Origin of the sequence: Oceanobacillus sp. CF4.6 (assembly GCF_051262635.1) — a bacterium.
GTDB lineage: Bacteria > Bacillota > Bacilli > Bacillales > Amphibacillaceae > Oceanobacillus.
This window is the reverse complement of record NZ_JBIMEX010000003.1, coordinates 179,025-203,846: the sequence shown is the minus strand read 5'-3', so window position 1 is coordinate 203,846 and position 24,822 is coordinate 179,025. Positions and strand designations below refer to the sequence as shown.

The following is a 24,822-nucleotide window of genomic DNA, read 5'->3' as shown; positions in this document are numbered from 1 at the left end:
CGAAGTTTCTGCATACCGATAGAAACCAACCAGCAGTTACTTCGGAGTTTATAGAATTATTGTAAAAAACAACAATTCTTTTCGGTGGAACGAGTAACTGCATGGTCAATCTTCTGGAAAACAGTTTATAAGAAATTACCGCGTAGGGATTTGACAATTAAAGCTAAAAAGGGTTTAATGTTTAATAGATTAATATTTCCTAAAGGGGAGTAGCTGCACAATTAAAGTCGTCATTACGAGATTATATCTCCGGCTCAATTGGCAACGCACGTTGTTAGCGAGACCTTTACCCATTCGCAGGTAAAGGTCTCTTTTTGTGCTTTTATCTGCTAATGAGACTATATTTTTAAGGAGAGTATACATGGGAACAGAATTACTATTGGAATATTTATGGGTCTTAGTTGTTTTAATCGGACTAGAAGGGCTACTCGCAGCAGATAATGCGCTTGTATTAGCAATTATGGTACGACATCTTCCTGAAAAACAACGGAAAAGGGCTTTATTTTATGGGTTGGCAGGGGCATTTGTTCTGCGTTTCGGTTCGTTATTCATTATTTCATTCCTTGTCGATGTATGGCAGGTTCAGGCACTTGGTGCGGCATATTTATTGTTCATATCGATTAAGAACTTATATGGTAAATTTAAACCCAAAGCCAAGGATGACATTGAGAAACTTGAGGAGCCGATTAAAACTGGAGACGAACCAGAGGCTTCTAAAAAGGAATTTTGGCTTACGGTTGTTAAAGTCGAATTTGCTGACTTGGCGTTTGCAGTGGATTCTATCTTGGCAGCAGTCGCGTTAGCGGTAGCACTGCCCGCGACAGGATTGGGTACGGTCGGAAGCTTGGATGCAGGTCAATTCGCGGTAATTTTTGCGGGTGGTATGATTGGTCTGATTATCATGCGCTTTGCTGCCAATATATTCGTTGGTTTGCTTCATGACCGGCCAGGTTTGGAAATAGCAGCATTCCTGATTGTTGGTTGGGTTGGTGTGAAACTAGCGGTTATCGTAATGGCACATCCTGATATTGCGTGGATCCCTCATGAATTCCCGCATTCCACATTATGGAAAACGATTTTCTATGTTGTATTAGTACTAATTGCTCTAGTTGGCTGGTTTGGTTCAAAAGGGAAAAAAGAAAAAACAGCGTAACAAATAAAAAGCAATCCGTTCCTTATTGTAAAGGAGCAGATTGCTTTTTATTATGGGTTCGTTTGATTTCTCAACTTTAGGTTGTATTCCAAAAGTTTGGCGATTACTCGTCCCTCTGAAAAAAATGTTTATGACATAAAATCTATAAAATGCGAAGTAACTGGTGGTTGTTTGGTTTCTTTAAGTAACTGCTTTTCCCGCCGTCCGGGATCGCTCTGGGCGGATGCTTTCCGCGGGCACGGCCTCAGCCCCGAAGAGAAAACCACTCTTCAGGTCTTCGGACACGTGCTGTTCCCGCAGGAGTCACCGCCCGCCGCTCACCCGGACTGGTGAAGCTCGGTGATATGAATTTTATAAATCACTAATGTAGTTATCAGTTTGTAAGCTTAAAACCAGCTCTGGGGAAATATACGAAGACTCCAGCGGGAGGAAAGGCATCGGTGAGGCCCCTAAAGACGCGAAGCACGAGGAGGGCTCACCAGCCACCCACGGAAAGCGAAGTATATTTCCCAGAGCGGTCGCCGAAGTTACTATCCTAGTTCGCATTTAATCTTAATAGAGAATCAAAAGAAACAAAACTTAGGAGCTTAACTTTTATAATGGAAACCAACTTCCATTATGGTTTCAGCTTAATTGCTGCCATTATTTGAATTGTTAGCAGCTGTCGTAGATGCTAGGGTGGCAACCATTACAGCCTGCTGTGTCTGGAGTATCGTTTCGAGAGTTGTATGGATGCTAGCTTCAGCAACACTGTTATTATCAAGTTTCCCACTAACATACAAGTCAATGGCCATAATTAGATTCATGTCTTTTTGCCATTTGAAACCTTCCATTTTATCGCATCATTTAATTGATAATAGTAATTTGTATAGGCATTCATCTTATCGTGCATAAATGGTTTCCGCCTTTCTGATCTGGTACTTCGTATTACGTTTTAAGCCTTTAAAAGGTTTCATTGTTAAATTCTTGTAAATCTACTGCAAAATAGTTAAAAGTATGGTAATTTATGAGTTGAATCTTAGCAGGAGGTACTTATGGGGAAAAATAAATCGTTACTTGAAATTTTGATAACGTCGTTTAAACTTGGTCTCACATCTTTTGGAGGACCTGTAGCTCATTTAGGTTATTTTAAAGATGAATATGTAGATAAAAAGAAATGGCTCGATGATAAAATGTACGCAGATATTATTGCACTTTGCCAATTTTTGCCGGGCCCCGCAAGCAGCCAGGTAGGCATCGCAATTGGAATGCTTCGTGGTGGATTAATGGGTGGAATTGTTTCCTGGTTCGGGTTTACCATTCCTTCTATTGTTGTTCTCATCGTATTTGCACTGCTGTATCAGTCCTTTTCATTAGGAGATGCAACATGGATTTCCAGCCTGAAGATTGTTGCGGTAGCTGTTGTCGCGCATGCACTAATTGGAATGGGAAAAAATCTCACTCCTGATCGGCCAAGGATCGCAATGGCACTGGCGGCCGCCCTGGTCATGCTATTGTTTCCATCAGCATTTATTCAAATTCTAATTATTATAGCCGCTGCACTTGTTGGTTACTTTATGTTTTCCAAACAGGTACAGCCTAAGGTCAATCCGTTTCAAGTAACTGTTACGAAAACCCAGGGTGTGATATCGTTAGCAATTCTCGCTGTATTGTTAATAGGTCTGCCGATTGTATCACAGGTGGTGACAAATAATTACATTACCATCTTTGATATCTTCTTTCGAGTTGGTTCCATTGTTTTTGGTGGTGGCCATGTAGTGTTGCCGCTCCTTGAGCAGGAAGTGGTTCCAAATGGTCTTGTAACTAGCGGGGAATTTCTAGCTGGATATGGGATGGCACAGGCTGTTCCAGGCCCATTATTTACGTTCGCAAGTTATTTAGGCACGATGATGAGTGGGATTGCCGGAGGAATTGTTGCGACGATTGCAATGTTCCTCCCTTCCTTCCTGTTGGTTATTGGTGCATTGCCTTTCTTAAATGAATTAAGGAATCGCTCGAGCTTTCAAGGGATCCTGACAGGTGTTAATGCTGCCGTTGTCGGTATATTACTGGCTGCCTTTTATGATCCTGTATTTACAAGCTCTGTTGGTAGCGGTGCAGACTTTGCGATGGCGGCAATTCTGTTTGCGTTACTGCATTTCTGGAAAAAGCCGGCATGGATGATTGTAATCATCGGTGTCCTGTTGGGGGAGCTGATTGCTTTTATTTTCGTTTAGAAGCGAGCTGCGATAAGATAGAAATAAGAGGTGATTGAAATGGCAGAACATCATTTTCATTTAAAAGCAGACTGGCCAGGCGGAAGAAATAGTGAAGGCTATATCGAAGCAGGCAATTTAAAAACAAAAATTTCCATACCACCTGAAATGGATGGCCCTGGAATCGGTACTAATCCGGATGAGATGTTATTAGGTGCAGCCGCAACCTGCTACATCATTACATTGGCAGCATTGATTGAACGAGCAGAACTGCCACTGCATGAAATGTCGCTGGAATCAGAGGGGATTGTTGAGGTAAGGCGAGGAATCATTACATACAAAAAGATTATTCACCGTCCAACCGTTTCTTTAAAAGAAACGGCTACAGATGAACAACAGGGAAAATTAGAGAAGCTTGTCGTAAAGGCAGAGAAAAGCTGTATGATTTCACGGGCAATCCAAGGAAATGTTGAGCTGGAACTACAACCTAATCTAAAATAATGAAAGATCGCTGCACAAGTTGGTGGAGCGATCTTTTTATATTCAAAATCGTTAACTTTGATGGTTTTCTTAGTGTTTTACCATATTGTTCACATAAAATCTATTGATTAGTAACCCCCTTGCTGATACATTTTGTTTTAGAATGTTTTACTTTAGCTAAGGTAATCGATGTTAGTTAAAGATGATTTTATTCTTGAACGAGAATCATGAAAGAAGGGAACTTAAAAATGACAAGAAAAAGTTTATTATTTATGTTTATATTGTTAATTTGTGTTTTAGCTGCGTGTAATGGCACAGCTGAAACGGAAACTGAGGATGAAGAACTGAAATCACTTGATGTTGAATTTGATGTTCCTGAGCAGGCTGCTGCAGGTGAAACAATTGAACTGAATGCAATTGTTACATATGGTGATGAGGAAGTTATAGATGCGGATGAGGTAAAATTTGAGTATTGGGAAAAGGGAAATGAAGAAGATAGTATAAAGGTTGATGCAACTAATAATGGAGACGGAACATATTCTACTGAAGTGTCATTTGACCACGATGGAGTTTATGAAATGTATGCACACACAAGTGCAAGGGCTATACACACGATGCCAAAGAAATCGATTACCATTGGTGAAGGTGCAAGTGCTGACCAAGGAGAAGAAAACCACGAGGATGATGGGCATCATGAACATTCCGGAAATAATGATGGGTTTGAAATGGACTTTATGGAACCTGAAGGAATCACAGTAAATCAAGAAATCGATTTGACAGTTCATTTACAAATGGACAACGAAGCTTTTGAGAATGCCGATGTTCGTTATGAAATTGTAAATGATAGTAATTCAGAGAAGCATGATTGGGTAGATACGGAAGAATCTGTTCCAGGTGAATATACGAGCCCTTATTCATTTGTTGAAAATGGATCATATACAGTCATTATTCATGTTGAAGATGATGAAGGTTTACATGAACATCAGGAATATAAGATAGAAGTGGGTAAATAATCATGAAGTAGGAAATGTCGTTGCGTTTCTACTAAGTGACGAAGCATCCTATATTCATGGAGCAGTGATTTCGATTGATGGTGGATCTGCAGCATTGTAGGTTCCATAGAATATGACTAGCAATGGCTGATTTAAAGAAAACACAAATTTAAATGACTGGTAAATGTTCCTCCCTTAAGGCTGCCTGCAATAGACAGCCTGTTTTTTTGAGGGGAGGGTCCAATGCCCGAAAAAAATGAAAAACAGAAGAAAAACCTACAGCAAATGGATTTCAAATCACTAACAAATGGAACTACCACACCAAATGGCTCAGCTTCTCACTAACTTCAATACCTTATCCAATTTCTGAACCGCAGCAGTCTCAAAATAATCAGCAAAAGGGCAACCTAACTCCTGAACACGTTTGACCACAACATCAATTGTAAACTGTGTCGGGTGTAATCCTTCTTTCACCTCATCCCAAAATAATGGAGTAGCAATCGTACCTTCCTTTGTCATACGTGTCGAATAAGGGGCGATTAATGTTTTATCCTTTCCGTGCTGAACATAATCGATATACAATCTGCCATTTCGGTTTTTCTTCATTCGTTCGGTAGTAAATAAAGTTGGAGACGTGTTTTCAATTGTCCAGGCGATCGCTTGCGTAAATATTGCTGTCTCTTCATAAGTCATACTCCCTTCCCGAATCGGAATATGAATCTGCAGTCCTTTATTTCCGGAAGTTTTAACAAAAGACTTCAGTTCGAGATCATTCAGCAATGTGCGAATAAGCTTGGCTGCCTCGATAGCTAAGTAAAAATGCTCCCTATCCGGTGGGTCGAGATCGAATACAATTTCTGTCGGAACCGTACTGTGGACCTTTTGAAATGGAATATGATATTCAACAGAACCATGATTGGCAAACCATACAAGAGATTCCAGATTGTTACATACAATCACTTTGTCATCCCCAGAAGGTACACCAGTAATAAAATCAGGAGCGTAATCCGGTAGATGCTTTTGAAAAAAATGCTCCTTGTCGATTCCGTCCGGACACCTAATAACGGTCAATGCTCGATGATGCAGGAATGGGAGCATGTACGGAGATATTTCACGGATAAAGGTGAGGAGATTGCCTTTGGTGTAGGATGCATCTGGCCATAGCAATTTGTCTGTATTTGTTAGATTAATATTCTTTGGCAGCATCGCCATGTCGAGTTGTAATTGATTCCAAGTACATTCTTCCGGTTTACCATTTGGCAAGAGGTTGGCAAACTCGGGCTCACGCAATTCACCTTGATATAAATCAAGTGTATGGATCGCCGCGCAGATTGCAGGTGGAAGTGTATAGACCTGTCCATCTTTTTCCCCATTCGACAAAAAGAGCTCCTTTAATGTCTGGAAAGATTCAGAATCCAATCCGTGCTTGCATTTACCTACTGTCATTATATCTCCATCCTTAAAAACAGCCACTTCAAAATAACTGTTTTCCAGATCGTATTTTGTCAGAAATACTTGGATCTTACGCCAGTTTTTTATTTTGAACCAATCGCGATGGCTTTTTCCGGATATGTAGTTACTTGTCTTGCGCTTAGCGACGATGCCTTCAGCCTTTGATTCGAACACTGCGCTAGTGATCTGTGATAAATTTGGAAAACTTTTTACCAACTTCATCATATCGCCAACTTCTAATTTTGCAAATAAGCTCTCCAAACTTTTCTTTCTCATTGAGAAATTTTGTGTTCTCGTCGAAGTCCCTTTTATTTCCAGTAAATCAAAGACCATTAATAAGGCTGGTCTCATACGGGCTGCCTGTTGGATCGATTCTCTATTTTTCAATCTTCCCCTTTTTTGAATGCTTGAGAAGCTGGATTGATACGTATGATTTAAAATAACAAGTTCCCCGTCCAGTGTGAAGGGCAGAAATGGTTCCATCGATGTAAAGTTGCCCTTACAAAAATCAATAATTTCCGGGAAGTTTTCAGTAAGGTTTTTATTATTTTTACTCGTTAATCGAATATTTCCATCTATATCCCACGACAATACACAACGAAAACCATCATATTTTACTTCATAGATCCATGCATCCTCATTTGGAATTTCAGAGCTTGCAACAGGCTTCATTATTTCCAATGAAAACACCTCCTGTTATTAAAATGGCTCTTTTTAGGGATAATAACCGGAATGGAATAAAAAATTATGGTTATAGCAAACTAACGAAAAAGGGGGTTACGCGATGCATACGATGTGGAAAGGAACGATTAGCTTTGGTTTAGTTAATATTCCTGTGAAAATGCATGCTGCAACCGAAAACAAGGATGTAAAACTCAGACAGCTTCATAAAGAATGCAAGTCACCTGTAAAATATGAAAAGGTATGCCCAGTTTGCGAAAAAGAAGTTAAAAATGAAGATATTGTAAAAGCGTACGAATATGCTAAAAATAAATTTGTTGTTTTGGACGATGAAGATATGGAAGCATTAAAGAAAGAGCAGGAAGATAAAGCCGTAGAAATTGTCGACTTTGTCAAACTGGAAGATATTGATCCAATCTATTTTGAAAAAAGTTATTACCTTTCCCCAAATGAAGGAGGCAGCAAAGCATACAGCTTGCTGCGTAGTGCGTTGAACGATACTGGAAAGATTGGCATTGCAAAAATGATTATCCGTTCCAAAGAACAACTGGCAGTCATTCGTGTATATGAAAACTCACTCGTTGCCGAAACAATCCATTATCCCGATGAGGTACGTAGCGTGCAGGATGTACCGAATATCCCAGAAGAGGTAAAAATAGAAGCTAAAGAATTGGATACAGCCAAAATGCTGATTGAACAATTAACAACCGAATTTGAACCGGAAAAATATAATGATGATTACCGAACTGCTCTACTCGATTTAATTGAGGAAAAGAAAAATAAGGAACAAACAGAAACTGCAACAGACAAACCGGTTCCAGACAATGTCACCAATCTAATGGATGCACTGCAAGCATCATTGGAAAGAGCCAAATCAGAAAAGCCGAAGCCAAAACAACCAAAACAGCCCAAACGCAAAGCAAAAACAACTGCACCAAAGAAAAAGGCCGCAACGTAAAAGTCTCCAATCAAGGAGGCTTTTTTCATTGAAAGGCTCTTTTCGTAATGTTTGTTGCTCTATAATCCTCGCAGTTGAGATAAAATGCGAAGTAACTACTAGCTGATATCCAAAATCGTGTGCTTCTATCGCCGTCCGGGATCGCTCTGGGCGGATGCTTTCCGCGGGCACGGCCTCAGCCCCGAAGAGAAAACCTCTCTTCAGGTCTTCGGACACGTGCTGTTCCCGCAGGAGTCACCGCCCGCCGCTCACCCGGACTGATGAAGTTGTGATACGATTTTTATCTAATATCACTAAGCTGTTAATCTTTTGTAGGCTTAATACCAGCTCTGGGGAATATACGAAGACTCCAGTGGGAGGAAAGGCATAGGTGAGACTCTGAAATGCGTTAGCATGAAGAGGCTCACCAGCCGCCCACGGAAAGCGAAGTATATTTCCCAGAGCGGTCGCCGAAGTGTCTGCATACTGATAGAAAATCAGTAGTTACTTCGCAGTTTATACACAATATTCAGCTATCGAAAAAATATATTTTCCTGCAGATTACAAACCTGCTTCATTTTATCAACCCGCTAACAAAGTAATGACAAAACGATGAAATTGATTCATCTTGTATGTTTTTTACATAAAAATAGGGTAAAGTGTTTATTACATGTCAACAGACAATGTTAGAGGATGAGTACGTATGAAAAGAAACCCATTTTTTGATAATGCAAAAGTTTTATTGATCTTTTTAGTCGTTTTTGGCCATATTATTCAGCCGTTTGTAGAGGGTTCCAAGGAGATGAATACATTATACACATGGATTTACACCTTTCACATGCCGGCTTTTATTCTACTGGCAGGATTCTTTGCGAAAGGCTCAGGAAATAAAGATTACATGTTGAATTTAGCTAAAAAGCTATTGATCCCATACCTTATTTTCCAAGTCCTATATACAATCTATTACTTTTTTATCGGGAAGGCGGGTTGGCAGGCGGATATATTTTATCCACACTGGTCATTATGGTTCTTGCTCAGTCTATTCAGCTGGCATATTCTTTTATATTGGTTTAAAAAAATACCAGTTGCAATGAGTATCTCGATAGCAGTGATAATCGGATTGATTGTAGGTTACTTCGGTGAGATTGGTCACACATTTAGCCTGTCACGTACATTTGTGTTTTTCCCGTTTTTCTTAATCGGTTTTTGGTTAACAGAAAAACAAGTCATGTGGATAAAACACAGAGCTGTAAAAATCACTTCTGTTATTGTTATGGCAGGAATGGCATTCGCCATTTATTACTTGCCAAAAATTAATTCAGGATGGTTACTTGCTTCAAAATCCTATAGTGACTTAGGTATGGAGAGTTATGGGGGAATTGCCAGATTACTAGTTTATATGACAGCAGCGATTATGATCGTGAGTATTCTTTCGTGGGTTCCGAAAAAGAATCTAGGATGGATTACCAAGCTCGGTACACGAACATTGTATGTCTATTTACTACACGGATTTTTTGTCCAGTATATCCGTCAACATAATCTATTTGAGGTGAATCATGTGTTTGATGTTCTAGGACTTGCAGCAATTTCAGCATTAATCGTAGTGATCCTCTCCAGTAAGCCGGTCCTTGGTCTGTGGCAGCCATTTATTGAAGGTAAAGCTTCGATGATAAAAAAGGTAATGAAGAAAAGGAAATCCGTACAGACTTAAAACTAAATTTATATTATAAAACATGAAACATTATGGCAGTTAAAACGTATAACCAGTTACCCCCTTTTTTGAAATATATATAAAGCAGGCGATCCTTAAGTTAGGAACGCCTGCTTTTGTTTTTTTGTTTCGTTTTGGCTACTGTTTTCTAAAATATAAGGTGTGCAATCAACGTAATGATCGGTAACGTGATGATTGTACGCAGGAGGAAGATAATGAATAGGTCTTTAAAAGATACGGGTACCTTGGAACCCAACAGTAGCCCTCCAACTTCAGACATATAGATTAATTGTGTTACAGAGAGTGCAGCAATGATAAAACGAGTAATCTCTGCTTCAATGGTTGAACCGATGATTGCAGGTAAGAACATATCTGCAAAGCCAATTAAAATTGTTTCGGATGCTTCAGCAGCGAATGGAACTTGCATCAGTTCGAGTAATGGGATGAAAGGCGCTCCCAGCCATTGGAAGACAGGAGTATATTCAGCGATAATGAGCGCAACAAGCCCGAATGCCATTACTACAGGTGCAACACCCATCCACATGTCGAGAATGTTCTGTGCTCCTTCTTTAAAGAACTGATATACACTTGTTTCCTTTTTGGCACGATTCAATGATTTTTTATAACCAAACGTAAACACATTATCCTCAGCAGGTATCGTTTCATCTATACCTGTGGAAGCGTCACTAACATACGTGTCGGTCTTTCGAGATAACGGTGGAATACGCGGCATAATTAATGCTGCGATAAATCCTGCGAATGCTACCGTCACATAAAATGGAACAAACATATGTTCAAGTCCCACCTCTGTCAGGACAACGAGAGAGAACGTAATGGATACAATCGAAAAAGTAGTACCAATTACGGCTGCTTCCCGCTTCGTGTAATATCCTTCTTCATACTGCTTGCTTGTAAGCAGCACTCCTATCGTACCATCACCAACCCAGGAAGCCAGAGCATCTACCGAAGATCTTCCTGGCAGGCGGAATAGTGGACGCATGATTTTCGTCATCAACGTTCCAAACAATTCCAATAACCCAAAGTTCATAAGCAGCGGTAAAAATAAACCAGCAAACAGGAAAACGGCAAACAGCACATGAAGTAAACTGTTTAATAACATGCCCCCTGTATTTTCACCGTAAACCGCTTCAGGACCAAGCTGGAAGTAAACCATTATTGCAAAAATAGCTGCAACGACCCTTGTTATCGTCCAAAAATTACTATTATAAAATAATTGCTGAAAGAATGGTGTTCTAGCCAAAGCCTTCTTCCCAGCAATTTTTGCAAATAACGTCATAATTGCTGTAATAACAATAATTACCATCATAATTGCAGATAATTGGTCTGCAAGTAATGCCTGAATCCAATTTGCCAAAATAGCTATCGGTATTGTTACGCCATCCGCTGTATTAATAGGCACCATAAATAAAAAGATACCAATCAGCGAAGGGATAATAAATTTCAAATGATCTATCATCGTATAATTTTTCATAATAACCTCCAACATTCTAATACCCAAAAAAATCGTGGATAAATCCAACTGTATGATTATACAACTCGCTGTAAATATATTCAAGCGAATATCCGTTGAAAATTTACCCATTAGGAGTTATCCAATTTCACATCTATTTCGTTCTGTACAAACCTATTATTATCAGATATCGTTAAATGTATTAGAAGATGGCTATTTGGGGTAAACAATGATGGGGTGTTGTAAGTGGGGAAGCTATTCAAATATAATATTCTTTATCGCAGTACCATTATCGTATGGATGGCTATTAAATTCATTGTAAAAATCTATTACTTTCAATTTAAAAACAAATTCTGGGATAAGAAGACCGTCCATAAATGGAACGATATGTTATACCACATGGCAGTTGAATACCGGGAAAAAGCAGAGAGACTTGGTGGCATCCTCATAAAGCTTGGTCAGTTTTTAAGTACACGGACTGATTTTATGCCGGATATTTTTATAAAAGAGCTGAGTGAATTAGTGGATCATGTTCCACCAATGCCATATGAAACGGCGCTTTCTTCGATAAGGAAAGAATGGGGAACAGATATTTTTAACCACCTTTCAGAACTTGAGAATCAGGCAATTGCTTCTGCCTCGATTGGAGACGTGTATAGAGGCGTTCTTACAGATGGTACCGAAGTTGCAATAAAGGTTCGACGTCACCGAATTGAAGAAGTTTTTCATAAAGACTTTATTGCATTAAGAATTGTTTTCTGGATTCTAAAAGTCTTCACTGCCTTTGGTAAGAAAGCGGATTTAAATTCCCTATATAAAGAGCTTGTCTTGGTTATGAACCGTGAACTGGATTATGAACAGGAATTGGAGTTCGGAGAATATTTCAGAGAACGATATAAAGACCAACCGGATATATACATTCCTAACTATTTTAAAAACTTATGTACGGAAAAGGTTCTTGTGATGGAATGGGTGGATGGAGCAAAAATAACAGATACATTCTTTATGCAACAGCATCATATAGATATAGAGAAAACAACAAAAATTTTGTTTGATCATTATATTGATCAGTTCCTCCACCCAGGGAAATTTCATGCGGATCCACATGCTGGGAATATCATTGTGCGAAGAGACGGAACAATTGCAATCATTGACTTTGGAATGATTGGAGAAATTAAAAAAGAGGATACCGAGCAATTTAAATTACTTGTGCAAGGATTCATTATCGAGAATTATGATATCGTGCTTTCTGCCCTTGATCAGATGAACTTTATTCTTCCAAATGCGGATAAGAAGAAATTAAAAAAAGTAATTAAAGAAACGGTTGATATGTACTCAGATGGATCACTTAAAAATATTGACTCAAAGGTAATGAATCAATTAGGTGAAGATATCAGTTTGATCGTTAAAGACCAGCCGATACAATTGCCTGCCGATTATGCCTATTTATTACGGGCAGTTTCTATTGTTATAGGGATTTTATTCTCCATTTATCCTGAAATGGATTTGAAGAAATGGGCGATTCCGAAAATCAAAAATTGGTTTGGCAGAAAAAGTATTGTAGAATCGGTAACGAAGCAATATGCCAAAAATCTAACCGAACCAGTAAGGTCCTATCCAAAGGCATTGTTAAATTTCCTGGAAAGTGGGGAAAAGGATAGAGAGTGGGATAAAGAAAAGCATCATGTTCAAATGAAACATCAATTTTATTTACTAATGGAGGTACTTTCCTTTATGATGGTAGTAACAGGAGTTGCCATTGCGATATGGGGATTCAGTATCCAACTGAATAGTATGGCCATCATTGGACTTGTGCTTGCTGGGATATCTTTATTTTTACTGAACTTGATTTTCGTAAACCATTACAGGTTGATTCGATCCAGAAAATAAGGGAGTGTTGAAAATGAGTGATTATTTAAAAAAGGGATTTTTACTTGGTCTTGGTGCTGCAGTCAGTGGCAAGGAGAAATTAAGCCTGAAACTAAAAGAACTCGTCGACAAAAATGAACTAACCCAAGAGCAGGCTAAAACAGTAATGCAGAATTTTGTTGATAAAGGCGCCATGAAAAAGGATGAGTGGAATTCCAAAAATTACGAACAAATGAGTAAAATGGCGAAAGATAACGGAATTGCTACGAAAGAAGATATAAATGAACTAAGAGCTCGTCTCACAGAGCTGGAAGAAAAATTGGAAGAAAAATTAAATCAACCAAATTAATAGAAGGTGAACCTCCATTTTACGGGGGTTCACTTTTTGTTTATTAAATAACTCAACTTCGCACCAATAAAGGAGGTTCAAATAGGTAACTGGGGTACTTAGAATGTCTCTACTCGCCGTCCGGGATCGCTCTGGGCGGATGCGCATCCTTAGGGCACGGCCTCAGCCTCCTCGAGAAACCCACTCTGCGGGGTCTTCGGACACGTGCTTTTCCCGCAGGAGTCACCGCCCGCCGCTCACCCGGACTGGTGAAGCTGTGTGATCCGGTTTTTACATCAATAACCAAGGAGCTAATCGTTTATAAGCTTAAAACCAGCTCTGGGGAAATATACGAAGACTCCAGCGGGAGGAAAGGCATCGGTGAGACCCCTAAAGACGCGAAGCACGAGGAGGGCTCACCAGCCGCCCGCGGAAAGCGCAGTATATTTCCCCAGAGCGGTCGCCGAAGTTACTTATCATAGTTCACATTTCATCTCAACTCTCCGATGATTAAAAGATAAACATTACGAAAATACCCTTATTTTACCAGATTTAGCAAGGTGTTCAGTTACTTCGTATTTTATATAAAATGCGATGATAATAAGCAACAAAATTAAAAAAGAGCCTTGGAGTCAAAATGTATCCGGACTGTTTCGTGCAAACAGTTAATCCATAGCCAACTTCAGCAATGTATCACGAGCCCTCCTAATTCGACAAAGGCTAACTTATCTATTTTTTGTGAAAGTTGAGTAAGTAACCTAATCAGTAAATTCTGTTAATTTTAAATTTAATGTTGCTTCTTATAAAAAGAACCATTATAATGAACACATAATCTTCAGTGGTACAGTATAAGGGGAGTGTTAGCGGGATGAAAAGCTTTTTTTGTATTTGTAACGGTATGACAGTGAAGCTTGGCAGAAATTTGCAGGAAGATGAAGTTAGATTTTTGCAATGGATGTATGAACGCTATACCAAAGAACAACTGGAAGCTGAATTAAAACAAAAAGAATTTATTTTATGTACCATGAACTCATAATTGAAGCTCTTGAATTCCAAGGGCTTTTTCTATTGGAGTCAGCCTTTCTATAAATCGACATCCAATCATGATATAATGATGGCATTGGAAATGGTAAGTTAGGAGCGATACGATGGCAATAACAAATGGAACAATTATAAAAAAGATGATTGATGAATTATATCAGGCGAAAGAGAGTCAGCATTCTCATGCAAAAATGGTAGCGCACATAGCTAATGTTCGCTTATTAAGCGATCTTTTCCTCGAGGAAGATCAAAAGGCAGAACAAGAAACTGAATTTACGAAAGAAGAAATGAAAGCAATGATTGGTGAGCAGCCCGGCAGTAAACAAGTTCAGCAAAAGCAAGCAACAAAACCAATTGTTAATCACGAAGAAGCGAACGGGAAATCTATCTTTGATTTTTAAATGTAGAAAAGAGGTACATAGAATATGAAACTATTTTTGATTTTGGGAATAATAAATGGGTTTTTAGCGGTGGCACTGGGTGCATTTGGTGCACATGGTTTGGAAGGCAGAATATCAGAAAAAGCCATTGCCACATGGGAGAAGGCAGTTACTTATCAGATGTTCCATACGATGGCACTCCTCATCACAGGAATGTTACTTTCGAGGTTCCAAAGTGACGGACTATTAACAATTGGAGGCTGGATGTTCTTTGCCGGCATCATTTTATTTTCCGGTAGCCTGTATACATACGCACTAACATCGATCAAAACTTTTGCAATGATCACGCCAATTGGGGGAGTGGCTTTTCTGATAGGCTGGGTTCTCGTTGGAATTGCAGTTATGAAAAACGTATAAGAAGATGTTCAAAAAGGCGGACGTTTTGAACATCTTCTATAATTGAAATATGAAATAAGTCGTGAACACGAACAACATCGCACCACGAACAGCTTGTTTCCCACCTTCAACAGAATGACGCGTATACATTAAAATCATGGCGTCACAAAATAAACTCAGTACAACCAGATAAATCGATAAAAACACAATAATGATATAACCGGCAATTAAAGCTGAAAAACCAATGATACATGCAAATAAAAGTGAAATTAATTCCATTTGAACTAACTTTCTATAGGGATGTCTCATCATAATCGCCTCTCTCAAGTGAAGCAAATGGAATAAAGGATGACCCGATTAAATCGGTGTCATCCTTTTTTCATATTTTTACAGGACATACACCGCATTCTACCTTGGTGGGAAGTCGGCCATCTGTTGCTGCTGGCCGTATGGATAGTCATATTCGATTTCCTCATTAAAGATGACATAGTCTAAATAAATCATGAGTAAAAGGACCCTTCTTCCAGTATCCGGCTCACTTAAAATAATATGATCCCTGCCAGCTGCTTCAATAATCCCCGTAAAAGTCTTTGCGTTCCATTGTGTATTGTTTTCAAATGTTAAATAAAAGGTAGCAAGTTTTCCACGGTTCAAACGTAAAATGTTTTCAATGTATGACTGCTGCAAGGGGAGCATACCTGGTATCTCTGGAGGTTGCGGCTGTGTTTGTTGCTGTGGTTGAGGCTGCGGAAACTGTCTTGTATTATACATCGGGTAATGCGCCGGGGGAGCTGAAGGGTAGTAGTAATATGGACCTCCTTGACTAGGTTGTTGGTATTGCGGATGGATGTTACCTTGATTCTCACTCATTATAAAACCTCCTGTGGATTTCTCGTTTAAGTTTTCGGGAAAGAAGCGTAACTTCCCCTTGGTCATTAATCTGATTCGGTCAGTTTTGGCTCCTAGAAGCCATTCCTTATTCGGGCTGATTGTAATGCTGAACTCACTAAAGAATTGTATGCCTAGACATAAAAAATGATGACAAAAAAAAGACTTTCCTTCTTGTAGATGAAAGAAGGAAAGTCTTTTAAAATTATGGTTATTATAAAGTGAAGTACGCATCCACGTTTTCTTTTGGAAGATAATTACCTACGATGAAATCGCCAAATTCAGCATATTTTGTAGTTACTTCATCAAAACGCATTTCATAAACAATTTTCTTGAACTGTAATGGATCATGAGCAAAAAGTGTTACGCCCCATTCCCACTCGTCCAGTCCGATAGAGCCAGTAATGATTTCTTTTACTTTTCCAGCGTATTTTCTACCAGTCATTCCATGATCATAGAGTAATTTTGTTCTTTCTTCTTTATCAATCTCAAACCAATTTGCATCCGACCAACGGCGACGTGCCATTGGATAGAAACATGCATGTTCCCATTTTGGCATAATAGGTCTCAAGCGATCTTTTACATATGGTGATAATTCGCGGTCCTTACCTTCATCCATTGGATTATGCATCGTCATTTCAATGATGGATACATAGGAGTATCCAGGGATAAGAAAATCGCCAATTTTAGATTTATTGATTTCTGTTTTAATTTCTTCCAATTCATCCATTGTTGGACGAAGGAATACGAACATTAAATCAGCTTTATTACCGACAACCTTATATAAAGCGTGGCTGCCTTCTTTTGCTTCCTCAACTGCTTCCCATTTTGTGATTAATTCTTTGAATTCTTTTACTGCTGCTTCTCTTTCTTCTAGTGATGTTAATTTCCATGAGGTCCAGTCAAATGTACGAGTATCATGCAATGCGGACCAACCATCAACTGTTATTACTGCTTCAGCCATATTGTTTAATCACTCCTGAATTCCTGATTTATATAAAATAACTTGTTATGTTTTTACTATAGCACAATAAGGGTATTCTAATCATATGAAAGGGGTCTCAAAGTCAGTGATTTACATTATTTGTCGATTCTTTGTCAAAAATTGTTAGCTTACAGGCGCTCTATTCTTTAAATATCCATTTAAATCGTTTATGATTGTCACTGAAAGTAGGAGTGTATTTTAACTTGGAGGTTTTACTATGAGCACATTATTTGATCAATTAACAGATAAAGTATCATCAAAGGGTAAGAAAATTGTTTTTCCGGAAGGTCTCGATGAACGTATTCTAACAGCAGCCAGTCAGTTAGCTTCTGCTGGGGTCTTAACTCCGATAATCATCGGAAACAAAGAAAGCATCAGCAAAAAGGCGAGGGAAATTGGTGTAGACGTATCCACCTGTACGATTCTTGAACCAAGTGATTATGCAGAAATGGAAGAAATGGTTAAAAGCTTTGTCGAACGCCGTAAAGGGAAAGCAACAGAAGAAGATGCACGTAAAATTCTGCTTGACGAAAATTATTTCGGAACCATGCTTGTATATATGAATAAAGCAGATGGACTTGTAAGTGGTGCAGCTCATTCAACTGCTGATACGGTTCGTCCGGCATTACAGATTATCAAAACAAAAGAAGGGATTAAAAAAACATCCGGTGTATTTATCATGGTTCGCAATGATGAAAAATACGTGTTTGCGGATTGTGCAATCAACATTGCTCCAGACAGTCAGGACCTTGCTGAAATCGCTGTTGAAAGTGCAGTTACAGCTCGTTTATTTGATGTAGATCCTCGTGTAGCTATGTTAAGTTTCTCCACAAATGGCTCAGCAAAATCGGAAGAAACAGAAAGAGTTTTAAACGCTCTTGAAATAGCCAAAGGAAAGGATTCTGCGCTTATGATCGATGGGGAATTACAATTTGACGCTGCATTTGTACCTAGTGTAGCAGAGAAAAAAGCACCAGACTCCATACTTAAAGGAAATGCAAATGTATTTATTTTCCCTAGTCTCGAAGCAGGAAATATTGGATATAAAATTGCACAACGCCTAGGTGGATTTGAAGCAGTCGGGCCCATTTTGCAAGGTTTGAATAAACCAGTTAACGACCTCTCCCGTGGCTGTAACTCAAAAGATGTATATAATTTAGCAATCATTACTGCTGCACAGGCAGTAGCTGAGTAAATATCAAAAAAGTCTTGCATGGTAATTTGATGCAGGACTTTTTTTGGGTTCTTTTCATAATGTTTGTTGCTTTACAATTTTCGTAGTTGAGATGAAATGCGAAGTAACTGCTTGTCCCACCGTCCGGTATCGCTCTGGGCGGATGCGCATCCTTAGGGCACGGCCTCAGCCCCGAAGAGAAAACCACTCTTCTGGTCTTCGGACACGTGCTGGGACTGCGATTACTCGCCCCACCGAAAACATTTGTTCCCGCAGGAGTCACCGCCCGCCGCTCACCCGGACTGGTGAAGTTGTGATACGATTTTTATCTAATATCACTAAGCTGTTAATCTTTTGTAGGCTTAACACCAGCTCTGGGAAATATACGAAGACTCCAGCGGGAGGAAAGGCATAGGTGAGACTCTGAAATGCGTTAGCATGAAGGGGCTCACCAGCCGCCCGCGGAAAGCGAAGTATATTTCCCAGAGCGGTCGCCGAAGTTTCTGCATACTGATAGAAAACAAGCAGTTCAGTTACTTCGTAGTTTATAGATAATGTGTCAAAAACAGCTTTTTGTGGGGCGGAGAGTGGGAGTTTCGCGAATCAAATATAGCTTTTACTCCTGCATCAAAGCGATCACTTCATTCCGTTTTACCATCAAAGCATACCTTTTATCAAAAACAGCAATTTCAGCATCGGTAAAATCCGTCTCAACGATTTCCTCACTAAAGTCATCCAATGTGGCATGGACTCTTTGCTTCATTTCATCCACAGTGAGTTGCACACCGAGCAGTTCCGATAAGGATGCCATCACTTCTGGCTCTACTGTCGGGTAATCAAATTTGGTCGCTTCGTTCTTTTTGCTAAGGTCATAAAAATGCCGAATGACAGAAGCCCTCTTTTTACTGTTTCCTTCCACATCAAGATAGATTTGCACGGCTGCACCGTCTTTTACACGCCGCTGTGAAATGCCAGCGAATTTTCTGCCACCAATACTCAAATCATAATCACCGGGACAGTAGGAACCAACAATCTCATAAGCTTCAATGGCGTCGGTCAAGTCACGGAGCATATACTGGACAAAGCTTACCATTGCATCATAGCAGTCCTGGATGGACAGGTGCTTGACACCGGGAATAACGAGTGAGAGATTTAGAACGCCTTGATCAAGCGCAACCGCAAGTCCGCCCGAATTTCTGACGACGACATGATATGCTTGTCCCGTCAAATAGTGTACACCTTCCTCCAAGTAAGGGAGTCTGGCATCCGGAATACCAAGTACAATTGTTGGTGGATGCACCCAAAGTCGTATTGCTGGTGGGGATTCTCCATTACTGACAGACATTGCCAGAGCATCATCGACTGCAAATGAAGTCAGTGCAGTGTAAGGCTTTTTATAGAACGTTTTCTCATTAGAATGATCCATATATCGAAATGTCGAATGACTTATTATTTCTTTCCAGTTTTTCATAATTGCCTCCTTACCCTTTAATCCGCTGATTATCTATTATATAATAAACTAAAATCGCCGAAAAAGAACGGATGGGGAAAATCGAATGTCATATAAAGACGAAAAATTATCGGAAGAAAAGGTATTTAAAGATCCTGTCCACCGGTATGTCCATGTGAAGGACCGCGTGATCTGGGATTTAATCGCAGCACCTGAATTCCAGAGACTGCGCAGGGTGAAGCAGCTAGGAACAACGAACCTGACCTTCCATGGCGCTGAACACAGTCGCTTCAATCACTCGCTTGGTGTGTATGAAATTGTACGCCGGATTATAAATAATTTCCAGGATCGTCCCCATTGGAATGAAGATGAACGATTGCTTTGTCTCTGTGCTGCACTCTTGCATGATTTGGGTCATGGCCCTTTTTCACATTCCTTTGAAAAGGTGTTTAAACTCGATCATGAATATTTCACCCAACAAATTGTTATCGGAGACACGAAAATAAATGAAATACTGGAACGCGTCAGTACGGGCTTTTCTCAAAACGTTGCAGATGTCATTGCAAAAACCTATGAGGATAAGCTAGTAGTCAGCTTGATTTCCAGCCAAATAGATGCAGACCGAATGGATTATTTGCAGCGGGATGCGTATTTTACCGGTGTTAGTTATGGTCACTTTGATATGGAACGAATCTTGAGAGTCATGCGTCCAATAGATGATCAGGTTGTCATTAAATCAACCGGAATGCATGCTGTTGAAGATTATATTATGAGTCGCTATCAAATGTACTGGCAGGTTTATTTCCACCCAGTAACACGGAGTGCGGAAGTAATCCTATCGAAAATCCTCCATCGAGCAAAATATTTGTATGAAACAAAAGAATTTACATTTAAACTAAAGCCGACCCATTTCGTCTCCTTTTTTGAGGGAGAAGTTGATCTTAAAGCTTACTTGAAGCTGGATGAGATGATTGTTCATTATTATTTCCAACTTTGGCAGGAAGAAGACGACGAAATTTTATGCGATTTATGTGAACGGTTCATGAACAGGCGCTTATTCAAATATGTTGAATTCAATCCGAACCTGCAGATGGATGATTGGCTAGAGCTTTATAAACTTTTCCAACAAGCAGCGATTGATCCTGATTATTATCTTGTTGTGGATTCATCCTCTGATCTTCCATATGATTTCTATCGTCCAGGGGAAGAAGAGGAGCGTTTACCAATTAATTTGTTAATGCCGGATGGAAGTTTGAAAGAACTTTCCAGACATTCGGATATCGTGGAAGCAATTTCGGGTAAAAAAAGAACAGACCATAAATTGTATTTTCCTAAAGATCGACTGAACGAACTGAAGGATGAAACTCTCAAGAAACGCATCAAGGAAATTTTGTACGCGCAAGGAGCGAAGGAAGATGTTGAATAATCATGCAAAAATAATGCAATTCTTTTCCGTGGCTAATGAAGTAACAGGGCGTAAGAAGCTACAAAAGATGATTTATATTCTGCAGAAATGCCATATACCGTTTGAAGAAAAATACCAGTTCCATTTCTATGGACCCTATTCGGAAGAACTGACACTACGTGTGGAAGAGCTATGCAATCTTGGTTTTTTGCAGGAAGAAAAAGAGGATAAAAGCAATTATTATCAATATAATTATCAAATTACAGCTGCAGGGGAAGATTTTCTGCATCAATTTTCATTGAATATGCCGGATATGACTGCAAAAGTGGACATGCTTAAAGGGAAGAGCTCACGATTCCTTGAGCTAGTTTCAACAATGTTTTATTTCGACCACCTGTCATTGGAGGAGAATATCGAAAAGGTCCATACGGTAAAGCCAAAGCAAAAGTTCAGCGATGAAGAAATACGGGAAGCAGTTAACTTTATTGCTACATTAAAGTAGTAAACCGCAACGAAGGCAAAAAACTAAAAAGCAGGAAGTACCTATGCTACAATAATTATTAGTAAGTAATAGGAGGTATGCTAGATGAGTTCAGATCAATCTTCAGATAAAAAGAAGAAAAATTCCTTTACGATTATCAAGGATGATTCCACAGATGGCCATGGTGGATACGGTGCTGGTACAATTAGCCTGGAAAATATGTCCCCGGTCATTGTCGACCCGAATGAAAATAAAGCCTACGTTGACATGGGTGCGATGCATGCACGCAGTGAAATAGAACGCCGAGTGAAATGGATTCCAGAGAGAGATGAAGTTCCAAATGGCAAACTATATTGGATTGTCTGGGTAAATGTGGAACGTGGAGAGAACGGCCCTTATTATGGGGGAGTAACAGGAAGTGAAATTCGCGTTGATCGTGAAATCAAGCGTGCATATAAATCTATGGCACAACATGTTACACATATGGAAAAATCGCTCAAAGGTAAAATTATTGTTGAACATATGGATGACCAATCGAAGAAGTTACTTAAAGAATTCCTTGTGGAGTTTCATGAAGACATGTGGAATAACTCGACTGACGAACTGAAGGATGCGTTATCCATAAAATAACGAAATTGTGACTAAATGGTGAAACTTATCCGAAGTTCTTGTACTTTTCATTAAAAGTTTGTAAAATATGGATACATGGGCTAACTCATGTTTGCTAGGACAAAAAAACAGCCAACGATCAGATAAGACGGACTTATCCTGACAGTTGGCTGTTTTTTTGCTTATTTTTAGAAGGTTGCTTTCTAAGAATTTTAGACTACGGTTACTCGCCTACCGAAAATGATTGTTGTTATTGTTGCAAAAAATATAAACTAAGAATTAACTACTATCCCGCCGTCCGGGATCGCTCTGGGCGGATGCTTTCCGCGGGCACGGCCTCAGCCTCCTCGCGGAAAATCCACCGCTGCGGGGTCTTCGGACACGTGCTTTTCCCGCAGGAGTCACCGCCCGCCGCTCACCCGGACTGGTAAAGTTGTATGATGTTATTTTAGAACCCGCTATAGTAATTGTCAGCAACCTCTAACCAGCTCTGGGAAATACACGGAGACTCCAACGGGAAGAGAGGCATAGGTGAGACACTGAAATGCGTCAGCATGAAGGGGCTCACCAGCCGCCCGTGGAAAGCGCAGTGTATTTCCCAGAGCGGTCGTCGAAGTTTCTATCCTAGTTCGCATTTTATATCAACTACGAGAATTATAAAGCAACCAAACATTCATCAAAGAGCTTTTAGAAAAACACATCAAACCATCGCTCGAAAACGCCTTTTTCTTCGCTATCCTCCAGATGCTCTATTTCTTCCTCCGAAGAATCATGTTCAGAACAATAGCTCCGCGGTTCGGTGCCTTTTTCAAAATACATCACTCTACTCGTCCCACAGTCTGGTGTGGCACGTTTTCCTGTGGCAGGATCAATCGGAATGCCAACGACTCCGGATGGCATGGCAAATGCACCTTGTGCTTGCCCCTCATGTGCCGCTTCCATAAACGCTGCCCAAATTTCCTTTGCATAGGCTGACTCCGAAACAAGTTCCATGTTGCGGTTGTCATCATAACCTGTCCAGATTCCGGTAACAATGGAAGGGCTGTAACCAATCATCCAACTGTCGGAATTTGTTGTTCCGGATTTTCCTGCGTATAGATTTGTCAGCTGATTTGTTATCCCGGAACCTGTTACAGAAGTGTAGCCACTCATCTCCTCATCAAACATGCCCGTCATTAAATGTGTTAAAATAAATGTTTTTTTAGGATCGAGCACCTTCTCACGTGTATCCAACTTCTTTTCATAAACCTTTTTTCCGTGTCGATTGATAATTTCTTCAATCGTATAGCTAGCAACTTTCTGTCCCCCATTGGCAAGCATGCCATATGCAGCCGTCATGTTTTCGACCGAAACAGATGCCGTACCAAGTGCCGATGCGGGAACAGCTGGAAAATCTCCATTTAGCCCAAATTGTTCTGCCGTCTCCACTAACTTTTCAGGCCCAAGATACATATTTGTTTTTACAGCGTACACATTATCCGATAAGGCAAGCGCCTGTGCCAAGGTAATCGGTTCATTGGCATAATAGCCATTGAAGTTGCTTGGCTGATAAACGTCTCCATTTTCCATTTCAAAAACGGTCGGTTTGCTCATTAACTGTGTACTTGCGGTGTAACCATGGTGTAATGCAGCATAATACAAAAGCGGCTTAAAAGTGGAACCAGACATTCTTTTTGCATCCACAGCCCGGTTATAACTGCTTTTCTCATAATCTCTTCCACCTACCATCGCTAAAACCGCTCCAGTATGAGGATCCATTGAAATTGCTGCTGTTTCGACGTCGCTCGTACCCTTGATCGTTTCAAGGATGTTTTCCTCCAGATGCTTTTGAAATTCACTATTTAATGTGGTATGGATTTGATAACCGGCTGCCCTTATTTCACTCTGGTCAAGATCGAGCAACCGAGAGGCTTCCTGTAACACCTCATCCTGAAAGTAAGGGGCTGCTCCTGGGTTTTTAGGGGTGACAGAATAGACCAGTTTCTCTTCTAATGCAGCTGCTTGCTCTGCTTCAGAAATAATATTTTTCCCGCGCAATGTTTGTAAAATGAGTCGTTGCCGTTGGTTTGCATTCTCCTCATTATTTAATGGAGAATAATAGGTAGGACCTTTAGGAATCCCCGTGAGCATGGAAACTTCCGCCAATGTTAAATCTGTGACCGCTTTGTTAAAGAAGTAGTTGCTCGCCGATTGTATTCCATAGGCACCATGCCCGTAGTATATCGTATTTAAATAGCCTTCGAGAATTTCCTCTTTGGAATAAAACATTTCCAACCGAACGGTATAAAAAGCTTCTTTTATTTTACGTGTCCATGTCTTTTCTGGAGTTAAAAATAAATTTCTCGCATATTGCTGTGTTAGTGTACTAGCACCCTCTTTTAAAGAAGCACTCGTAATATTTTTCAGAATTGCCCCACCAATCCGTTTATAATCAAATCCTTGATGATCAAAAAAACGCTGATCCTCTATCATGACAGTTGCATCGACAACTAGGGGTGGTATGTCATCTAATGGGACCCAATGCTTTATCAGTACATCACGTTTTTCACCAATAATCGTATCGTTTTGGTCATATATAATTGTTGCCTGGTCCCCAGCAAGCTGAGGTGGCCCCATTAGGAAAGCCAGCAAATAAATGGTAGCCAAAGAAAGAATCCCTAAAGCAAAAAGAGAAAGTATCAGTTTATGAATGAGCTTTTTAGGCCAAAATCGCATAATCGTAATCTCCAATATAAAAATGTTAG

At 39.8% G+C, this 24,822-nt stretch carries 23 protein-coding genes and 1 pseudogene; 16 read left to right on the top strand and 8 right to left on the bottom strand.

Features of this window, described 5'->3' with window-relative positions; genetic code table 11:
• Nucleotides 1-361 precede the first annotated feature (361 nt).
• Nucleotides 362-1,153: a TerC family protein gene (locus tag ACHABU_RS07855; protein WP_435764053.1), complete on the top strand. Its 792-nt coding sequence runs from the start codon at nucleotides 362-364 to the stop codon at nucleotides 1,151-1,153.
• Nucleotides 1,154-1,782: 629 nt separating this feature from the next.
• On the opposite strand, the gene ACHABU_RS07850 is transcribed toward ACHABU_RS07855, so the two are convergent.
• Nucleotides 1,783-1,986, bottom strand: a complete 204-nt coding sequence (locus ACHABU_RS07850; RefSeq protein ID WP_435764051.1) for a hypothetical protein — start codon at nucleotides 1,984-1,986, stop codon at nucleotides 1,783-1,785.
• Between the two features lie 201 nt (nucleotides 1,987-2,187).
• Here ACHABU_RS07850 and chrA point away from each other — a divergent pair, with 201 nt between their 5' ends.
• The 4 genes and pseudogenes from chrA to ACHABU_RS07830 form a co-directional block, all read left to right on the top strand.
• Entirely contained in the window at nucleotides 2,188-3,369 is a 1,182-nt protein-coding gene (gene chrA, locus ACHABU_RS07845) for a chromate efflux transporter (protein ID WP_435764049.1), read from the top strand.
• A 39-nt stretch (nucleotides 3,370-3,408) separates the two neighbouring features.
• Entirely contained in the window at nucleotides 3,409-3,849 is a 441-nt protein-coding gene (locus ACHABU_RS07840) for an OsmC family protein (RefSeq protein ID WP_435764047.1), read from the top strand.
• 227 nt (nucleotides 3,850-4,076) lie between these two features.
• Nucleotides 4,077-4,841, top strand: coding sequence for a FixH family protein (locus tag ACHABU_RS07835; protein ID WP_435764045.1), 765 nt, complete (start codon nucleotides 4,077-4,079; stop codon nucleotides 4,839-4,841).
• A 34-nt stretch (nucleotides 4,842-4,875) separates the two neighbouring features.
• A pseudogene (locus tag ACHABU_RS07830) lies at nucleotides 4,876-4,941 on the top strand (hypothetical protein); the annotation flags it as partial.
• Nucleotides 4,942-5,150: 209 nt separating this feature from the next.
• On the opposite strand, the gene ACHABU_RS07825 reads toward ACHABU_RS07830, so the two are convergent.
• On the bottom strand, nucleotides 5,151-6,944 hold the full coding sequence (locus tag ACHABU_RS07825) for a DNA ligase D (protein ID WP_435764200.1): 1,794 nt from the start codon (nucleotides 6,942-6,944) through the stop codon (nucleotides 5,151-5,153).
• A gap of 112 nt (nucleotides 6,945-7,056) precedes the next feature.
• Here ACHABU_RS07825 and ACHABU_RS07820 point away from each other — a divergent pair, with 112 nt between their 5' ends.
• Both ACHABU_RS07820 and ACHABU_RS07815 read left to right on the top strand, forming a co-directional pair.
• On the top strand, nucleotides 7,057-7,911 hold the full coding sequence (locus ACHABU_RS07820; protein ID WP_435764043.1) for a Ku protein: 855 nt from the start codon (nucleotides 7,057-7,059) through the stop codon (nucleotides 7,909-7,911).
• A 682-nt stretch (nucleotides 7,912-8,593) separates the two neighbouring features.
• Nucleotides 8,594-9,601 (top strand): acyltransferase family protein, encoded by a 1,008-nt coding sequence (locus ACHABU_RS07815; RefSeq protein ID WP_435764041.1) that lies wholly within the window; start codon nucleotides 8,594-8,596, stop codon nucleotides 9,599-9,601.
• Nucleotides 9,602-9,749: 148 nt separating this feature from the next.
• Here ACHABU_RS07815 and ACHABU_RS07810 read toward each other — a convergent pair whose 3' ends face one another.
• Nucleotides 9,750-11,093, bottom strand: coding sequence for a YjiH family protein (locus ACHABU_RS07810; RefSeq protein ID WP_435764039.1), 1,344 nt, complete (start codon nucleotides 11,091-11,093; stop codon nucleotides 9,750-9,752).
• Between the two features lie 225 nt (nucleotides 11,094-11,318).
• On the opposite strand from ACHABU_RS07810, the gene ACHABU_RS07805 reads away from it, so the two are divergent.
• The 5 genes from ACHABU_RS07805 to ACHABU_RS07785 all read left to right on the top strand — a co-directional run bounded on the left by ACHABU_RS07805 (nucleotide 11,319) and on the right by ACHABU_RS07785 (nucleotide 15,107).
• Nucleotides 11,319-12,962 (top strand): ABC1 kinase family protein, encoded by a 1,644-nt coding sequence (locus ACHABU_RS07805; RefSeq protein WP_435764037.1) that lies wholly within the window; start codon nucleotides 11,319-11,321, stop codon nucleotides 12,960-12,962.
• A gap of 13 nt (nucleotides 12,963-12,975) precedes the next feature.
• Nucleotides 12,976-13,290: a phasin family protein gene (locus tag ACHABU_RS07800; RefSeq protein ID WP_435764035.1), complete on the top strand. Its 315-nt coding sequence runs from the start codon at nucleotides 12,976-12,978 to the stop codon at nucleotides 13,288-13,290.
• Between the two features lie 847 nt (nucleotides 13,291-14,137).
• On the top strand, nucleotides 14,138-14,305 hold the full coding sequence (locus ACHABU_RS07795; protein WP_435764033.1) for a hypothetical protein: 168 nt from the start codon (nucleotides 14,138-14,140) through the stop codon (nucleotides 14,303-14,305).
• A gap of 112 nt (nucleotides 14,306-14,417) precedes the next feature.
• A complete protein-coding gene (locus tag ACHABU_RS07790) occupies nucleotides 14,418-14,711 on the top strand; it encodes a YwdI family protein (protein WP_435764031.1) in 294 nt (97 codons plus the stop codon).
• Between the two features lie 24 nt (nucleotides 14,712-14,735).
• Nucleotides 14,736-15,107, top strand: a complete 372-nt coding sequence (locus ACHABU_RS07785) for a DUF423 domain-containing protein (protein WP_435764029.1) — start codon at nucleotides 14,736-14,738, stop codon at nucleotides 15,105-15,107.
• Nucleotides 15,108-15,143: 36 nt separating this feature from the next.
• Here the strand turns inward: ACHABU_RS07785 and ACHABU_RS07780 are convergent, their stop codons facing one another.
• The 3 genes from ACHABU_RS07780 to hemQ all read right to left on the bottom strand — a co-directional run bounded on the left by ACHABU_RS07780 (nucleotide 15,144) and on the right by hemQ (nucleotide 16,938).
• Nucleotides 15,144-15,395 carry a hypothetical protein gene (locus tag ACHABU_RS07780; RefSeq protein WP_435764027.1) on the bottom strand — a complete coding sequence of 84 codons (252 nt, stop codon included), beginning with the start codon at nucleotides 15,393-15,395 and terminating at the stop codon, nucleotides 15,144-15,146.
• A 99-nt stretch (nucleotides 15,396-15,494) separates the two neighbouring features.
• Nucleotides 15,495-15,956: a spore coat protein GerQ gene (gerQ, locus tag ACHABU_RS07775; protein WP_435764025.1), complete on the bottom strand. Its 462-nt coding sequence runs from the start codon at nucleotides 15,954-15,956 to the stop codon at nucleotides 15,495-15,497.
• Between the two features lie 232 nt (nucleotides 15,957-16,188).
• Complete coding sequence (hemQ, locus tag ACHABU_RS07770; RefSeq protein ID WP_435764023.1) at nucleotides 16,189-16,938, bottom strand: hydrogen peroxide-dependent heme synthase; 750 nt, start codon at nucleotides 16,936-16,938, stop codon at nucleotides 16,189-16,191.
• 238 nt (nucleotides 16,939-17,176) lie between these two features.
• Here hemQ and pta point away from each other — a divergent pair, with 238 nt between their 5' ends.
• Nucleotides 17,177-18,154: a phosphate acetyltransferase gene (pta, locus tag ACHABU_RS07765; RefSeq protein WP_435764021.1), complete on the top strand. Its 978-nt coding sequence runs from the start codon at nucleotides 17,177-17,179 to the stop codon at nucleotides 18,152-18,154.
• A gap of 595 nt (nucleotides 18,155-18,749) precedes the next feature.
• Here the strand turns inward: pta and ACHABU_RS07760 are convergent.
• Complete coding sequence (locus tag ACHABU_RS07760; RefSeq protein ID WP_435764019.1) at nucleotides 18,750-19,604, bottom strand: lipoate--protein ligase family protein; 855 nt, start codon at nucleotides 19,602-19,604, stop codon at nucleotides 18,750-18,752.
• Nucleotides 19,605-19,689: 85 nt separating this feature from the next.
• Between ACHABU_RS07760 and ACHABU_RS07755 the strand changes: the two genes are divergently transcribed.
• The 3 genes from ACHABU_RS07755 to ACHABU_RS07745 all read left to right on the top strand — a co-directional run bounded on the left by ACHABU_RS07755 (nucleotide 19,690) and on the right by ACHABU_RS07745 (nucleotide 22,099).
• On the top strand, nucleotides 19,690-21,009 hold the full coding sequence (locus ACHABU_RS07755; protein ID WP_435764017.1) for an HD domain-containing protein: 1,320 nt from the start codon (nucleotides 19,690-19,692) through the stop codon (nucleotides 21,007-21,009).
• Nucleotides 20,999-21,490: a YwgA family protein gene (locus tag ACHABU_RS07750; protein ID WP_435764015.1), complete on the top strand. Its 492-nt coding sequence runs from the start codon at nucleotides 20,999-21,001 to the stop codon at nucleotides 21,488-21,490. The genes ACHABU_RS07755 and ACHABU_RS07750 overlap by 11 nt, the downstream gene beginning before the upstream one ends.
• An 84-nt stretch (nucleotides 21,491-21,574) precedes the next feature.
• Nucleotides 21,575-22,099: a YwhD family protein gene (locus ACHABU_RS07745; protein WP_435764013.1), complete on the top strand. Its 525-nt coding sequence runs from the start codon at nucleotides 21,575-21,577 to the stop codon at nucleotides 22,097-22,099.
• A gap of 666 nt (nucleotides 22,100-22,765) precedes the next feature.
• On the opposite strand, the gene ACHABU_RS07740 is transcribed toward ACHABU_RS07745, so the two are convergent.
• Entirely contained in the window at nucleotides 22,766-24,793 is a 2,028-nt protein-coding gene (locus ACHABU_RS07740; protein WP_435764011.1) for a transglycosylase domain-containing protein, read from the bottom strand.
• Between the last annotated feature and the right edge of the window lie 29 nt (nucleotides 24,794-24,822).

Coding starts and splice junctions, on each gene's coding strand:
- ACHABU_RS07755 (WP_435764017.1), top strand. CDS start 19,690: ATGTCATATAAAGACGAAAAATTATCGGAAGAAAAGGTATTTAAAGAT.
- gerQ (WP_435764025.1), bottom strand. CDS start 15,956: ATGAGTGAGAATCAAGGTAACATCCATCCGCAATACCAACAACCTAGT.
- ACHABU_RS07795 (WP_435764033.1), top strand. CDS start 14,138: ATGAAAAGCTTTTTTTGTATTTGTAACGGTATGACAGTGAAGCTTGGC.
- ACHABU_RS07855 (WP_435764053.1), top strand. CDS start 362: ATGGGAACAGAATTACTATTGGAATATTTATGGGTCTTAGTTGTTTTA.
- ACHABU_RS07785 (WP_435764029.1), top strand. CDS start 14,736: ATGAAACTATTTTTGATTTTGGGAATAATAAATGGGTTTTTAGCGGTG.
- ACHABU_RS07850 (WP_435764051.1), bottom strand. CDS start 1,986: ATGGAAGGTTTCAAATGGCAAAAAGACATGAATCTAATTATGGCCATT.
- ACHABU_RS07745 (WP_435764013.1), top strand. CDS start 21,575: ATGAGTTCAGATCAATCTTCAGATAAAAAGAAGAAAAATTCCTTTACG.
- ACHABU_RS07825 (WP_435764200.1), bottom strand. CDS start 6,944: ATGAAGCCTGTTGCAAGCTCTGAAATTCCAAATGAGGATGCATGGATC.
- ACHABU_RS07800 (WP_435764035.1), top strand. CDS start 12,976: ATGAGTGATTATTTAAAAAAGGGATTTTTACTTGGTCTTGGTGCTGCA.
- ACHABU_RS07840 (WP_435764047.1), top strand. CDS start 3,409: ATGGCAGAACATCATTTTCATTTAAAAGCAGACTGGCCAGGCGGAAGA.
- hemQ (WP_435764023.1), bottom strand. CDS start 16,938: ATGGCTGAAGCAGTAATAACAGTTGATGGTTGGTCCGCATTGCATGAT.
- ACHABU_RS07815 (WP_435764041.1), top strand. CDS start 8,594: ATGAAAAGAAACCCATTTTTTGATAATGCAAAAGTTTTATTGATCTTT.
- ACHABU_RS07780 (WP_435764027.1), bottom strand. CDS start 15,395: ATGAGACATCCCTATAGAAAGTTAGTTCAAATGGAATTAATTTCACTT.
- ACHABU_RS07740 (WP_435764011.1), bottom strand. CDS start 24,793: ATGCGATTTTGGCCTAAAAAGCTCATTCATAAACTGATACTTTCTCTT.
- chrA (WP_435764049.1), top strand. CDS start 2,188: ATGGGGAAAAATAAATCGTTACTTGAAATTTTGATAACGTCGTTTAAA.
- ACHABU_RS07820 (WP_435764043.1), top strand. CDS start 7,057: ATGCATACGATGTGGAAAGGAACGATTAGCTTTGGTTTAGTTAATATT.
- ACHABU_RS07750 (WP_435764015.1), top strand. CDS start 20,999: ATGTTGAATAATCATGCAAAAATAATGCAATTCTTTTCCGTGGCTAAT.
- ACHABU_RS07835 (WP_435764045.1), top strand. CDS start 4,077: ATGACAAGAAAAAGTTTATTATTTATGTTTATATTGTTAATTTGTGTT.
- ACHABU_RS07760 (WP_435764019.1), bottom strand. CDS start 19,604: ATGAAAAACTGGAAAGAAATAATAAGTCATTCGACATTTCGATATATG.
- ACHABU_RS07790 (WP_435764031.1), top strand. CDS start 14,418: ATGGCAATAACAAATGGAACAATTATAAAAAAGATGATTGATGAATTA.
- ACHABU_RS07810 (WP_435764039.1), bottom strand. CDS start 11,093: ATGAAAAATTATACGATGATAGATCATTTGAAATTTATTATCCCTTCG.
- pta (WP_435764021.1), top strand. CDS start 17,177: ATGAGCACATTATTTGATCAATTAACAGATAAAGTATCATCAAAGGGT.